The organism is Cupriavidus sp. GW823-FHT07B10 (genome assembly GCF_058794355.1).
In genome coordinates, this window is sequence record NZ_JBXAGS010000027.1 from 57,820 (window position 1) to 71,868 (window position 14,049).

The 14,049-nt window shown below is 67.8% G+C and carries 11 protein-coding genes; 10 read left to right on the forward strand and 1 reads right to left on the reverse strand.

What is annotated here, in order from left to right; translation table 11 throughout:
- The first annotated feature begins 23 nt into the window (after window positions 1–23).
- Window positions 24–446 (forward strand): Fur family transcriptional regulator, encoded by a 423-nt coding sequence (locus tag AC1Q6V_RS32710; RefSeq protein ID WP_010814233.1) that lies wholly within the window; start codon window positions 24–26, stop codon window positions 444–446.
- Between the two features lie 131 nt (window positions 447–577).
- A complete protein-coding gene (locus AC1Q6V_RS32715) occupies window positions 578–1,453 on the forward strand; it encodes an EamA family transporter (protein ID WP_010814234.1) in 876 nt (291 codons plus the stop codon).
- Here the strand turns inward: AC1Q6V_RS32715 and AC1Q6V_RS32720 are convergent, their stop codons facing one another.
- The gene (locus AC1Q6V_RS32720; protein ID WP_454749133.1) at window positions 1,454–2,035 is read right to left on the reverse strand and encodes a GNAT family N-acetyltransferase; all 582 of its coding nucleotides are present in this window, start codon (window positions 2,033–2,035) and stop codon (window positions 1,454–1,456) included. It lies immediately after the preceding gene.
- 78 nt (window positions 2,036–2,113) lie between these two features.
- Between AC1Q6V_RS32720 and AC1Q6V_RS32725 the strand changes: the two genes are divergently transcribed.
- From AC1Q6V_RS32725 to AC1Q6V_RS32760, 8 genes are all read left to right on the forward strand, one after another.
- On the forward strand, window positions 2,114–2,599 hold the full coding sequence (locus AC1Q6V_RS32725) for a winged helix-turn-helix transcriptional regulator (protein ID WP_010814236.1): 486 nt from the start codon (window positions 2,114–2,116) through the stop codon (window positions 2,597–2,599).
- A 318-nt stretch (window positions 2,600–2,917) separates the two neighbouring features.
- Window positions 2,918–4,237, forward strand: coding sequence for an MFS transporter (locus AC1Q6V_RS32730; RefSeq protein WP_010814237.1), 1,320 nt, complete (start codon window positions 2,918–2,920; stop codon window positions 4,235–4,237).
- 65 nt (window positions 4,238–4,302) lie between these two features.
- Entirely contained in the window at window positions 4,303–6,864 is a 2,562-nt protein-coding gene (nirB, locus tag AC1Q6V_RS32735) for a nitrite reductase large subunit NirB (protein ID WP_011616796.1), read from the forward strand.
- Window positions 6,865–6,889: 25 nt separating this feature from the next.
- Complete coding sequence (nirD, locus tag AC1Q6V_RS32740; RefSeq protein WP_010814239.1) at window positions 6,890–7,273, forward strand: nitrite reductase small subunit NirD; 384 nt, start codon at window positions 6,890–6,892, stop codon at window positions 7,271–7,273.
- Window positions 7,274–7,331: 58 nt separating this feature from the next.
- Entirely contained in the window at window positions 7,332–8,573 is a 1,242-nt protein-coding gene (locus AC1Q6V_RS32745) for an NAD(P)/FAD-dependent oxidoreductase (RefSeq protein WP_010814240.1), read from the forward strand.
- A 41-nt stretch (window positions 8,574–8,614) separates the two neighbouring features.
- Window positions 8,615–11,344: a molybdopterin-dependent oxidoreductase gene (locus AC1Q6V_RS32750; protein ID WP_454749132.1), complete on the forward strand. Its 2,730-nt coding sequence runs from the start codon at window positions 8,615–8,617 to the stop codon at window positions 11,342–11,344.
- Window positions 11,345–11,518: 174 nt separating this feature from the next.
- Window positions 11,519–12,526, forward strand: coding sequence for a tripartite tricarboxylate transporter substrate-binding protein (locus AC1Q6V_RS32755; RefSeq protein WP_010814242.1), 1,008 nt, complete (start codon window positions 11,519–11,521; stop codon window positions 12,524–12,526).
- Between the two features lie 276 nt (window positions 12,527–12,802).
- Complete coding sequence (locus AC1Q6V_RS32760) at window positions 12,803–13,951, forward strand: MFS transporter (RefSeq protein WP_010814243.1); 1,149 nt, start codon at window positions 12,803–12,805, stop codon at window positions 13,949–13,951.
- The last annotated feature ends 98 nt before the right edge of the window (window positions 13,952–14,049 follow it).

The following is a 14,049-nucleotide window of genomic DNA, read 5'->3' on the forward strand; positions in this document are numbered from 1 at the left end:
AATTTCTCATTAAGATTCTAGTCATGGAACGCATGACCCGTCAACGCGGCGCCGTCATCGACGCGCTGCGCGAAGCCGGCCGGCCCCTGAGCCCGGCCGAGATCCTGGCCGCGGCCCAGCACCAGGTGCCCTCACTGGGACTGGCTACGGTCTACCGCAACATCCGTGCCCTGGTGGAAGGCGAGCAGGTGCATGCCGTCGAACTGCCGGGCCAGCCGGACCGCTATGAATTGTCGGAAGTGCCGGGCGCCGCGACCCACCGGCACTATTTCCAGTGCCTGTCGTGCGACCGCGTCTTCCCGCTGGAAGGGTGCCCCGGGCATCTGGAAGAGATCACGCCACCGGGTTTCGAAGTGGAGCACCACGAGCTGACGCTACTGGGGCGTTGCCCGGACTGCGCCAGCAAACCCGGCAAGCGGCGCAAGGCGGCGGCTCGGGATCACTGAGCAGCGGCGTGCCCGGGGCACGGCCAACTGTACTGAGCCACTGGCCCGCACCTGTATATGGCGCCCGCGCCGTGCTTGCCGCATGATGCGGCAGCATTGCACAGGCCACGCCATAAAACAGGATCCCCAAATTGCCGCAAACCGCCGCCCACCGTCGCTCGACCCTGCTCGCCGTGCTGGCCCTGACCGGCTCGATGGCCTCGCTGTGCATCGGCACCTCTTTTGCCAAGAGCCTGTTCTCGGCGCTCGGGGCACAGGGCACCACGGCGCTGCGGGTGAGCTTCTCCGCGCTGATCCTGCTGTGCGTCTGGCGCCCGTGGCGCATCCCGCTGACGCGAACCAACGCGCGCGCGATCGCGCTGTACGGCGCGGCGCTGGGCGCGACCAACCTGCTGTTCTACATGTCGCTGCGCACCATCCCGCTGGGGCTGGCGATCGCGATCGAGTTCACCGGGCCGCTGGCGGTCGCGGTGCTGTCGTCGCGGCGCGCAATTGATTTCCTGTGGATCGCCTTTGCCGTGGCCGGGCTGCTGCTGTTGCTGCCGGTCGGCGATGCCGCCGGCACGCTCGATCCGGTGGGCATCGGCTATGCGCTGGCCGCGGGCGTGGGCTGGGCGCTGTATATCGTGTTCGGGCAGATGGCGGGCAACGCCCACGGCGGGCAGGCCACCGCGCTGGGGCTGACCATGGCGGCGCTGGTGGTGCTGCCGTTCGGGCTCGCGCATGCGGGCACCGCGATGTTCAGCCCGACGCTGCTGCTGTTCGGGCTGGCGGTGGGCATCCTGTCGAGCGCGATCCCCTATTCGCTGGAAATGGTGGCGCTCAAGCGCCTGCACCGGCGCACCTTCGGCATCCTGCTGAGCATGGAGCCGGCGATGGGCGCGCTGGCCGGGCTGGCGTTCCTGCATGAACAGCTGAGCGCGCTGCAATGGCTGGCGATCGCCAGCATCATCACGGCCTCGGCAGGTTGCACCATGACCTCGCGCGGCAAGCGCGACGCCAGTTAATCAGCGCGCGCCGAACCAGTCCGCCGGCAGCCGCTGCGGGCTGCGCGCCGGCTGGCCAAGCGCCAGCGTGACTTCATGCAGGTGGCTGTCCTGCGGATTGCGGCGGCTGGCAAAGCCGAGGCCGCGCAGGATGGCCAGCATGCGGCGGTTCTCGCTGAGCACGTCGCCGCGCAGGGTGCGCAGGCCGGCCGCGCGCGCCAGTTCGCACAGCCTGGCGATCAGGCGCCGCCCCAGTCCCTGCCCTTGCCAGCCGTCGGCAACCACCACGGCAAATTCCCCGACGTGCCCGGACACCACGTATTCCGCGCTGGCGACAATGGCTGAGACACCAACTTCGTCGGGCGCCTCCACCACCAGCGCCACCCCGCCAGGTCCGGGCGCGGCCAGGCCGTCGACAATCGCGTCCACCACGCGCCCGCCGCTCAGGAAGCGGAAGTAGCGGCTCTCACGCGAGAGCCCATCCACCAGCGCGCGCAGCGCCCCGCCATCCTGAGGCCGCGTATGGCGCAGCGTGACCTGCACGCCCCGTCCCACCGTCCAGCTTTCCGCCTTGCCCGTGCGGGCCTCGCTCTGATCATCCATCCCGGCACCATCTGGATTCAAAATTCGTAGTCAGAGTATAGGAGATAACCTGACTTTTGCAAATGAAGTCAGCATGCTATGCTTGCCGGCATCATGACCCTCAATGCGTCCGACCTCCGCCACTGCTCGATTGCCGCGACGCTTTCGCTGATCGGCGAAAAGTGGACGATCCTGATCCTGCGCGATGTCTTCCATGGCGTGACGCGCTTCGACGACTTCCTGCGCCGGCTGGAATGCTCGCCCGCGGTGCTGTCCGCGCGCCTCAAGACGCTGACCGACGCCGGCCTGCTGCGCAAGGTCGGCTACCGCGAGCCCGGCGAGCGCGAACGCTTCGAATACCGCCCCACCCGCGCCGCCGTCGAGTTGCTGCCGGTGCTGGTCGGCCTGATGCAGTGGGGCGACAGCCACATGGCCCCGTCCGGCGAAGGCCCGGTGCAGATCCGCTCGCGCGCCAGCGGCAAGCTGGTGCGCGCGGCATTGGTCGACGAGGACGGCGTGGAAGTGTCGCCGCGCGATATGCGGATCATTCCCGTCAACGCCCAGTCCCCGGCTTCGGACCAGTAGCGCCGACCGCGGTATTGCATCGCACCAGCGCAGCCCACCGCACTGCACCATGAGTGTGCCGCCAGCCCGGCGGCCGCCCCACCACAGCGCATCCCGGCATCACTCCGCCGCACCCAGCGCAACAAACCCCCACTCACCGTCACATGCCGGCCTGGCACACCCCTTGCGTAACAGGGTACGGGCCCGTCAACGGCGACCGGCCCACCCCACATACGCAGCCCCTATCCCATGTAGTGGCTGTCAGGACAACGGCGTCCCCTGAACTGGCCTGAGCGGCCTGGTCTGCGGGACGCCATTTGTTTTTTGGAGCCAAGGACGATGACCGCCAAAGCCACCCGCATCGAGCTGCTGAGCTTTAGGACCCCGCAGATGCGCGCCTTCCACCTGACCTGGATGGCGTTCTTCGTCTGCTTCTTTGCGTGGTTTGCCTGCGCTCCGCTGATGCCTGTGCTCAAGGGCGAGTTCGGCCTGACCCCGGGCCAGATCGCCAACATCAATATCGCGGCGGTGGCGGTGACCATCCTGGTGCGCCTGGTGATTGGCCCGATGTGCGACCGCTTCGGCCCGCGCAAGACCTACACCGGCCTGCTGGCGCTGGGCGCGCTGCCGGTGCTGGGCGTGGCGCTGGCACAGAACTACGAGACCTTCCTGACCTTCCGCCTGCTGATCGGCGCAGTCGGCGCCAGCTTTGTGATCACGCAGTACCACACCTCGGTGATGTTCGCGCCCAACGTGGTCGGCACCGCCAACGCGGCCGCGGCCGGCTGGGGCAATGCCGGCGGCGGCGCCGCACAGGCCATCATGCCGCTGCTGCTGGCTGCCGTGCTGATGCTCGGCGCCGACCACGCGTTCGGCTGGCGCTTCGCCCTGCTGGTGCCGGGCGTGCTGATGCTGATCATGGCCGTCATTTACTGGCGCTTCACCCAGGACTGCCCGGAAGGCAACTACTCGGACCTGCGCGCCCGCGGCATCGCCATCACCGGCAAGGACGGTGGCAAGGGCGGCGGCTGGGCCAGCTTCCGCGCCGCCAGCGCCAACTACCGCGTGTGGCTGCTGTTCATCACCTACGGCGCCTGCTTCGGCGTTGAGATCTTCATCCACAACATCGCCGCCTCGTATTACGTGGACCGCTTCGGCCTGAGCCTGAAGGCTGCCGGCATGGCCGCCGCGAGCTTCGGCCTGCTGGCGCTGTTTGCCCGCGCCCTGGGTGGCTGGCTGTCGGACAAGGCGGCGCGCCGCCGCGGCCTGGACGCACGCGCCACGCTGCTGTTCGTGCTGATCCTGGGCGAAGGCCTGGGCCTGCTGTGGTTCGCGCAGGCCGGCAGTGTGACGCTGGCCGTGGTCGCGATGCTGCTGTTCGGCCTGTTCACCCACATGGCCTGCGGCGCGACCTACGCGCTGGTGCCCTTTATCGACCGCAAGGCGCTGGGCGGCGTGGCCGGCATCATCGGCGCGGGCGGCAACGTTGGCGCCGTCGCCGCGGGCTTCCTGCTCAAGGGCCTGGGCGACCTGCAGCACACGCTGACAGTGCTGGGCGTGCTCGCCACCATCTCCGCACTTTGCGCCATCGCCATCCGCTTCACCGCCGAGCACAAGGCCCAGGAGCAGGCGCTGTACGACAGCGCAATGGCCAGCTGATTTTGAAGCATCGCCCCCACAGCACAACAAGCAGCAAAGACTGACTACCGGACAAGGAAAGCATCATGAAACTGATCATCGTCGGCCACGGCATGGTGGGTCACAAGTTCCTGGAGTGCCTGGCGGAAGCCGGCGCGCAGAACGTGGAAGTGACCGTGCTGTGCGAAGAACCACGTCCCGCCTACGATCGCGTGCACCTGTCCGAATTCTTCGCCGGCAAGTCAGCCGAGGACCTGTCGCTGGTGCCCGCCGGCTTCTTCGAGCAGCACAACAACATGCTGCTGCGCCTGAATGCGCGTGCGGTGGAGATCGACCGCGCCGCGCGCACGGTGAAGGTGTCGACCGGCGAGACCCTGTCCTATGACAAGCTGATCCTCGCCACCGGTTCCTACCCCTTCGTGCCGCCGGTGCCGGGCAAGGACCGCAAGGACTGCTTTGTCTATCGCACCATCGAAGACCTGGAAGCGATGCGCGAATGCGGTGCGCGCTCGAAGACCGGCGTAGTGGTCGGCGGTGGCCTGCTTGGCCTGGAGTGCGCCAAGGCGCTGCGCGACATGGACCTGCAGACGCACGTGGTCGAGTTTGCGCCGCGCCTGATGGCGGTGCAGGTCGACGAAGGCGGCGGCCGCATGCTGCGCCAGAAGATCCATGGCCTGGGCGTGACCGCGCACACCGGCAAGAACACGGTGGAGATCATCGACGGCGAAGACGGCACCCACCGCATGGTGTTTGCCGACGGCACCCACCTCGACACCGACATGATCGTGTTCTCGGCCGGTATCCGCCCGCGCGACGAACTGGCGCGCACCAGCGGCCTGGCGGTGGGCGAGCGCGGCGGCATCGTGGTGGACAACCAGTGCCTCACCTCGGATCCCGACATCTACGCCATCGGCGAATGCGCGCTGTGGCAAGGCAAGATCTACGGCCTGGTGGCGCCGGGCTATGACATGGCCCGCGTCGCCGCGCGCCACCTGCAGGGCGAAGCCGCCGAGTTTGCCGGCGCCGACATGAGCACCAAGCTCAAGCTGATGGGCGTGGACGTGGCCAGCATCGGCGACCCGCACGGCACCGTGCCGGGCGCGCGCTTCTACCAGTTCTGCGACGACCGCAAGGAGGTCTACAAGAAGCTGGTGGTGTCCGACTGCGGCAAGTACCTGCTGGGCGGCGTGCTGATCGGCGACGCCAGCGAGTACGGCACGCTGCTGCAGATGATGCTGAACAAGATCGAGCTGCCCGAGTCGCCCGAGTTCCTGATACTGCCCGACAGCAGCGGCAAGGCCAAGCCCGCGCTGGGCGCCGATGCCCTGCCCGACACCGCCCAGATCTGCTCGTGCAACAACGTCTCCAAGAGCGAGATCTGCGCGGCCGTGTGCGACGGCGCCACCAGCATCGGCGCGCTCAAGACCTGCACCAAGGCCGGCACCGCCTGCGGCGGCTGCGTGCCGCTGGTCACGCAGATCATGAAGGCCGAGATGAAGAAGCAGGGCATGGCCGTCAACAACCACCTCTGCGAGCACTTCCCGTACTCGCGCCAGGAGCTGTATCACCTGGTTCGCGTGGGCAAGTTCAAGACCTTCGATGCGCTGCTGGAAGCGCATGGCAAGGGCATGGGCTGCGACATCTGCAAGCCCGCGGTGGGCAGCATCCTGGCCTCGTGCTGGAACGAGTTCGTGCTCAAGGAAGAGCACGCCAGCCTGCAGGATTCCAACGACTACTACCTGGCCAACATCCAGAAGGACGGCACCTATTCGGTGGTGCCGCGCATGCCGGGCGGCGAAGTCACGCCCGAGGGCCTGATCGCGGTCGGCCAGGTGGCCAAGAAGTATGGTCTCTACACCAAGATCACCGGCGGCCAGCGCGTGGACCTGTTCGGTGCGCGCGCCGAGGAACTGCCCTTCATCTGGGAAGAACTGATCGCCGCCGGCTTTGAGTCCGGCCATGCCTACGGCAAGGCGCTGCGCACGGTGAAGTCGTGCGTGGGCTCCACCTGGTGCCGCTATGGCGTGGGCGATTCGGTGGGCCTGGCGATCGAGCTGGAGAACCGCTACAAGGGCCTGCGCGCGCCGCACAAGATCAAGTTCGGCGTGTCCGGCTGCACCCGCGAATGCGCCGAGGCGCAGGGCAAGGACGTTGGCGTGATCGCCACCGACAAGGGCTGGAACCTGTACGTGTGCGGCAACGGCGGCATGAAGCCGCGCCACGCCGAGCTGCTGGCCAGCGACCTGGACCACGACACCCTGGTGCGCTACATCGACCGCTTCCTGATGTTCTACGTGCGCACCGCCGACCGCCTGCAGCGCACCAGCGTCTGGCGCGACAACCTCGAAGGCGGCCTGGACTACCTCAAGGCCGTGGTGCTGGACGACAAGCTGGGCCTCGCCGCCGAACTGGAAGCCGAGATGCAGCATGTGGTCGACACCTACGAAGACGAGTGGAAGAAGGCCGTGACCGATCCCGAGACGCGCAAGCGCTTCCGCCATTTCGTCAACAGCGACCGCCGCGACGACAACGTCGCCTTTGTCGAAGAGCGCGGGCAGATCCGCCCGGCCACGCCGGAGGAACGGAAATTGCGTCGTTCTCGCCTGAGCCAGATTCCCGTGGTTGCCATGCCCGCAAAAGCAGCCTGACCGTGCCGCAAACAAGGAGAACGTGATGAGCCATCCCCACCATCCTGAGACCTGGACCGCCGTCTGCACCGTACGCGATATCGTGCCCAATACTGGTGTGTGCGCGCTGGTCGACGACAAGCAGGTCGCCGTGTTCCGCATCGGCCGTGGCGACGAAGTCTACGCCATCGACAACTTCGATCCCAACTCGCAGGCCGCGGTGCTGTCGCGCGGGCTGGTCGGCAACCTCGGCGAGCGCCTGGTGGTGGCTTCGCCGATCTACAAGCATCACTTCGACCTGCGCACCGGCGAATGCCTGGAAGCGCCCGAGCAGTCCGTCAGTGCCTACGCCGCACGCGTCTATGACGGCAAGGTCTGGATTGCCGCCGGCGTGGCCGTGAGCGAGGCCGAGGAAGAACTCGCAGCCTGACACCGGCGCCCATTTGATGTTCCCCCTGTCCTCAAGCCACGCCAACGGAGATGCCGGCATGACGCCTTCCGCCACCCCCCAAGCCCGCCCGCGCCTGGTCGTCGTCGGCAACGGCATGGCCGGCATGCGCACTGTGGAAGAGCTGCTCAGGCTCGCCCCGGACCTGTACGACATCACGGTGTTCGGGGCCGAGCCGCACGGCAACTACAACCGCATCCTGCTATCCCCGGTGCTGGCCGGCGAGAAGACGGTAGCGGACATCATGCTGAACACGCGCGAGTGGTACGCCGAGCATGGCATCGAACTGCTTGCCGGCGATCCGGTGGTGGCCATCGACCGCCCGCGCCGCATCGTGCGCTCGGCCTCCGGCCGCGAAGTGCGCTACGACCGCCTGCTGCTGGCCACCGGCTCCAAGCCCTTCATCCTGCCGGTGCCGGGGCACCAGCTTGACGGCGTGATCGCCTTCCGCGATATCCAGGACGTGGAGACCATGCAGCAAGCCGCGCGCGACCACCGCCATGCGGTGGTGATCGGCGGCGGCCTGCTCGGCCTGGAGGCCGCCAACGGGCTGCTGCGCCAGGGCATGGACGTGACCGTGGTGCACCTGCCCGACAGCCTGATGGAGCGCCAGCTCGACAAGCCCGCTGCCACGCTGCTCCAGGGCGCGCTCGAACGCAAGGGCCTGCGCTTCCTGCTGGGCGCTCAGACCGCGGAGATTCTCGGCATCGACCGCGTCACCGGCGTGCGCTTCAAGGACGGCAGCGAGATCCCCGCCGACCTGGTGGTGATGACCGCCGGCGTGCGCCCCAATATCGAGCTGGCCGCCGGCGCCGGCCTGCACTGCGAGCGCGCCATCGTCGTCGACGACACGCTGCAGACCTATGATCCGCGCATCTACGCCGTGGGCGAGTGCGTGCAGCATCGCCAGGCCACCTTCGGCCTGGTGGCGCCGATCTGGGATCAGGCGCGCGTGTGCGCCGCGCACCTCGCCGGCGCCGGCCATCGCCACTACGTGCAGCAGGCCACCGCGACTAAACTGAAAGTGACCGGCGTCGACCTGTATTCCGCCGGCGACTTCATCGGCGCCGAAGGCAGTGAAGACCTGGTGCTGCGCGACCCGCGCCGCGGCGTCTACAAGCGCCTGGTGCTGCAGGACGGCTATCTGGTCGGCGCCGTGCTGTACGGCGACGTGCAGGACGGCCCCTGGTACTTCGACATGATCCAGCGCCGCACGCCGGTGGGCGCGCTGCGCCAGCGCCTGCTGTTCGGTCAGGCGCAGTGCGAAGCGCTCGCCGCATAAGCATCACCGTAAGCCATATAACGCCCCCGCACGGAGAACGCGTGAACCTGTCCGACATCCCGGTCGTCTCGGCGATCCTGACCACCACCACCGCCACCACCTGCCCGTACTGCGGCGTCGGCTGCGGCGTGCGCGCCACCGTGCGCGCCGACGGCCAGGTCGAGATCGCGGGCGACGCGCAGCACCCGTCCAATCACGGCCGGCTGTGCGTGAAAGGCTCGGCGCTCGGTGAAACCGTGGACCTGGAAGGCCGCCTGCTCCACCCCAAGGTGCGCGGCACCGATGGCTCCCTGCAGCAAGTCTCGTGGGACCATGCGCTGGACACCGTCGCGCAAGGCTTCTCGGACATCGTCCGCCGCCACGGCCCGGATTCGGTCGCGCTCTATGTCTCGGGCCAGCTGCTGACCGAGGACTACTACATCGCCAACAAGCTGATGAAGGGCTTCATCGGCAGCGCCAATATCGACACCAACTCGCGCCTGTGCATGTCGTCGGCAGTGGCCGGCCACAAGCGCGCCTTCGGCGAAGACCTGGTGCCGGGCAACTACGAAGACCTGGAACTGGCCGACCTGGTGGTGCTGGTGGGCTCCAACACCGCGTGGTGCCATCCGATCCTGTTCCAGCGCCTGTCCCGGGCCAAGGAAGCGCGCCCCGAGATGAAGATCGTGGCGATCGACCCGCGCCGCACCGCCACCTGCGAACTGGCCGACCTGCACCTGGCGATCCGCCCGGGCACCGACGTGTGGCTGTTCAACGGGCTGCTGAGCTACCTGGCGCGCGAAGGCCGCACCAACGCCGCCTTCGTCGCCGCCAGCACCGCGGGGCTGGATGAAGCCCTGCAGGCCGCGGACGCGGCCTGCGCCGATCCCGCTGCCGTGGCCCGCGCCTGCAAGCTGGACGTGCAGGACGTGCTGGCGTTCTACCAGCTGTTCGCGGATACGGAAAAGACCGTGACCGCCTTCTCGCAAGGCGTCAACCAGTCGTCGGCCGGCACCGACAAGGTCAACAGCATCATCAACTGCCACCTGCTGACCGGCCGCATCGGCGCCCCGGGCATGGGCCCGTTCTCTCTTACCGGCCAGCCCAATGCAATGGGCGGGCGCGAGGTCGGCGGCCTGGCCAACATGCTGGCCGCGCACATGGAACTGGCCAACCCGCTGCATCGCGACGTCGTGCAGAGCTTCTGGCAATCGCCGGTGGTGGCTGACCGCCCGGGCCTGAAGGCGGTGGAACTGTTCGAGGCGATCGAAGCCGGCCGCGTCAAGGCGGTCTGGGTGATCGCCACCAACCCGGTGGTAAGCCTGCCCGACGCCGACCAGGTGCGCCGCGCGCTGGCCAGGTGCGAACTGGTGGTCACCAGCGACATCATCGAGCGCACCGACACCAATGCTGCCGCGCACGTGCTGCTGCCCGCGCTGGGCTGGGGCGAGAAAGACGGCACCGTTACCAACTCGGAACGACGCATTTCCCGCCAGCGTGCCTTCCTGCCCGCGCCTGGCGAGGCGCGCGCCGACTGGCGGATCCTGTGCGACGTCGCGCGCCGCATGGGCTTTGACGGCTTCGACTATGCGGGCGTGCATGAGATTTTCGACGAGCACGCGCGCCTGAGCGCCTGGCGCAACGATGCCGCACCGCGCGTGTTCGACATCGGCGGGCTGGCCGGCCTGGACCAGGAGCACTATGACGCGCTGGAGCCCGTGCAATGGCCGCTGCCAGCGGGCGCACCGGCTGGCGCCGGCACGCAGCGCCTGTTTGCCGACGGCCGCTACGCCCATGCCGACGGCCTGGCCCGCTTTGTCGCCGCGCCGCCGCGCGCGCCGGCCCACGCGCCCGACGACGATTTCCCGCTGATCCTCAACACCGGCCGCGTGCGCGACCAGTGGCACACCATGACGCGCACCGGCAAGTCGGCCAAGCTGGCCGACCACCTGCCCGAACCCTTCGTCGACATGCACCCGCAGGACGCGCTGTTGTCCGGCGTGGGCGAAGGCAAGCTCGCGCGCGTCAGCACGCGCTGGGGCGCGATGGTGGCACGCGTGCGCCATGGCGGCGGCATCCCGCGCGGCAGCGTGTTCGTGCCGATCCACTGGAACGGCCAGTTCAGCTCCGACGCACGCGTCGGCGCGCTGGTCAATCCCGTGGTCGATCCCGTTTCCGGCGAGCCCGAATTCAAGCACACGCCAGTACGGGTGGAGCCATTCGGCGTGAACTGGCATGGTTTCGTGCTGAGCCGCAGCGCGCTGCCCGCGGAAGCGCTGACCTACTGGACGCGCGTGCAGGGCCGCCAGTTCCAGCGCTATGAATTCGCCGGCCGCGACACCGTGGCCGACCGCACCGCCTGGGCCCGCGCGCTGCTCGGCGTGACCGATCCGGACGCCGACTGGCTCGAGTACGAGGACCGCACCGCCGGCGTCTACCATGCGGGCTATGTCGTCAACGACCGGCTGGAAGCGTGCGTCTACGTGTCGACGCGGCCCGAGTTGCCCTCGCGCGCGTGGCTCGCCGGCCTGTTCGGCCGCGAGCGGCTGGAAGACGCCGACCGCATCGGCCTGCTGCTCGGCCAGCCGATGGAGAAAGGCGCCGACACCGGCCCGACCGTGTGCTCGTGCTTTGGCGTGGGCCGCAACACCATCTGCGACGCCGTGCGCAAGCACGACCTGAAGACGCCCGCGGAGATCACCGCCTGCGTCAAGGCCGGCGGCAACTGCGGCTCGTGCGTGCCGGAACTGAAGAAGCTGCTGGTGGAAGTGCGCGTGGCCGAGGTCGCCTGACCAGTGCAGTGCCGAGGCAACCGGGCTACCAGCCAGCCGGCCTGATCTTCCATCACGGATTAGGCACCCTTCACGAGAACCAGATTGCGGTCGCGGCGGCATACCCCCATGCTAGCCGCGCAACCCCGACAAGCCGCCCCGGACTCACGGCGCGGCACCAATCTGGAGACAGCAATGAAGGATGCGAAGGATTTGCGCGCCGGGCCACGATGGCTGGCGGGCGTGATGGTGATGGCCTCGGCGCTGGCTGGCACAAGCGCCGCGGCAGCGGCTGACGCCTACCCCGGCAAGCCGATCACGCTGGTCGTCCCCTACTCCGCCGGCGGCCCGACCGACGTCGTGGCACGCACGCTGGCGCAGGCGATGTCGCAGGATCTCGGTCAGAGCGTGGTGGTGGAAAACCGCACCGGCGCCGGCGGCACCGTGGCTGCCGCCTTTGTCGCCCGCGCACAGGCGGACGGCTATACGCTGCTGATCCACCATAATGGCATGGCGACCGCGCCGGCACTGTACAAGAAGCTGTCGTACGCGCCGCTGAAGGATTTCGAGTATGTCGGCCAGGTCGCGGACGTGCCGATGACCCTGATGGGCCGCAAGGACCTGCCGGCCAAGACCGTGCCGGAACTGATCCGCTACGTGACGCAGAACAAGGACAAGGTGTCGCTGGCCAATGCCGGGCTGGGCGCCGTATCGCAACTATGCGGCGTGCTGTTCGAGCAATCGGTCCACGTCAAGCTCAATGCAATTCCTTACCAGGGCGCCGGCCCCGCGCTGACCGCACTGCTGGGCGGCCAGGTCGACCTGCTGTGCGACCAGACCACGGCCACGCTGCCCCATATCCAGGCCGACCGCGTGCGCCTGTTCGGCGTGACCACGCCGGCGCGGATCAAGGCGCTGCCCAGTGCGCCAACGCTGCAGGAAGGCGGTCTCAAGGGCTTTGACGTCAAGGTCTGGCACGGCATCTACGCGCCCAAGGGCACGCCGCCCGCTGCAGTGGCGCGGCTGACCAAGGCGCTGCAGAAGGGGCTGCAAGATCCCGTGGTGATCAAGAAACTCGATGGCCTGGGTGCGGAAATCGTGCCGGTCGACAAGCAGACGCCGGAAGGCCTGCGCACACTGCTCAAGGCTGAGAGCGACAAGTGGCAGCCGCTGCTGAAGTCGATGCAGATCGAGGCCGACTAACTTTCCGCCATGCCACCGGTGCCTGGGCACCGGTGGCCCCTGATTGCTGGCAATACGATAGAATCATCCCTGACTTCCCGGCGATCTTTCTGAATCGCCCCTTCTCGCAGTACCCGGTGCCGGCTCGCACCACCCATCTTGCCCGACTCAGCGGCGCATTCATTTTCCGGATTTACCCACTGTTAGGCGGCGATGCGCCCTTGTTACGTCGCGTTTCGCACGTCTTGGCCGGTATCGCCACGTCCCATCAATGTTGAAGCCCGAGGAGGCTACCCTATGCCATCTCCTTGCCTGCTGCCCGTGCTTGCCCTAGCCGTGTGCATGGTCGGCGCTGCTGAATTCATGTTGTCACCGATGCTGGCGCCGCTTGCAGACGCCTTTGCCACCACCCCGGCGCGCGCATCGGGACTCGTTTCTGCCTATGCCCTTTCCTATGCCTTGGCCGCGCCGTTGATGGGCTGGTTCTCCGATCGTGCCGGACGGCGCCGCGTGCTGCTGGCTGCATTGCTGTTGTTCGCACTCGATGGCATCGCCCTCACGCTCGTCCCTACGCTGCATGCCGCCATGGCATTGCGTATCCTCGGCGGGCTCGCCGCCGCGGCCACGATTCCCACCGTCTTCGCATTGATCGCAGATCTGGTTCCCCCGGCGCGGCAGGCTGGCGCCATGGGCGGCGTCATGCTAGGCATGACCGCCGGCATTGCCGCAGGCCCGGCAGTGGCCGGGATACTGGCCGATGGATTCGGCTGGCGCGCTCCCTTCCTTGTCACCGCAGGTGGTTGCCTGGCGGCCCTTCTTGCCGGCTGCCACGTACTTCCGCGCAATCTGCCGCGTAGCGGCGACTGCCAGGAAAAATCCAGGAACGTCCCAGCATCTTCAGGCATCCTGCTTCCATTGATCGCGAAAGGCGCCTGGAATGGAAGCGCCGTAGCGGCCTATGTACTAGCGGGGGAAGTGCTGCGGCTGCGTTACGGGCTCGGCGTGGCCGGCGTCGGCGCGGCACTTTCGGTGTTCGGCCTCGGCCTGGCCGTTGGCAATCTGCTGGCAGGGCGTGCCAGCCAGTGCTTCGCGCGCGAGGAAAGTGTTTTGATAGTGGCCACCGCGCTTGTCGCCGTGGCCCTGACCTTGTTCACGACAGGCGTCTTGGGGTTGCCCGGGTCGCTTGGCTGCCTGCTGGCGTGGGGCGCGGCACTCGGCATCGCGGCGCCATCTAGCACCGCCATCCTGGCTCGGCGGGCCGGCGCAGCAAAGGGGCAGATTCTGGCCGTCTCGGAAAGCATCAACAACCTGGCTGTGCTGATGCTGATGCCGGTTGCGGCCAGCTCACTGGCAGTGCACGGCACCGTGCCAGCCGCATTGCTGGTTGGAGGCTGCTGCCTGGCCGGCGTTGCGCTGGCTGTCGCGGACCGGCGGATGACGGCATGAGGGGCGCGGGCGTGATTTTCCGCCGCGCCAAAGCAAAAACCCCCAGCCTTTTGGGGCTGGGGGTTCTGCAAAATAAGAGCCTGGCGATGACCTACTTT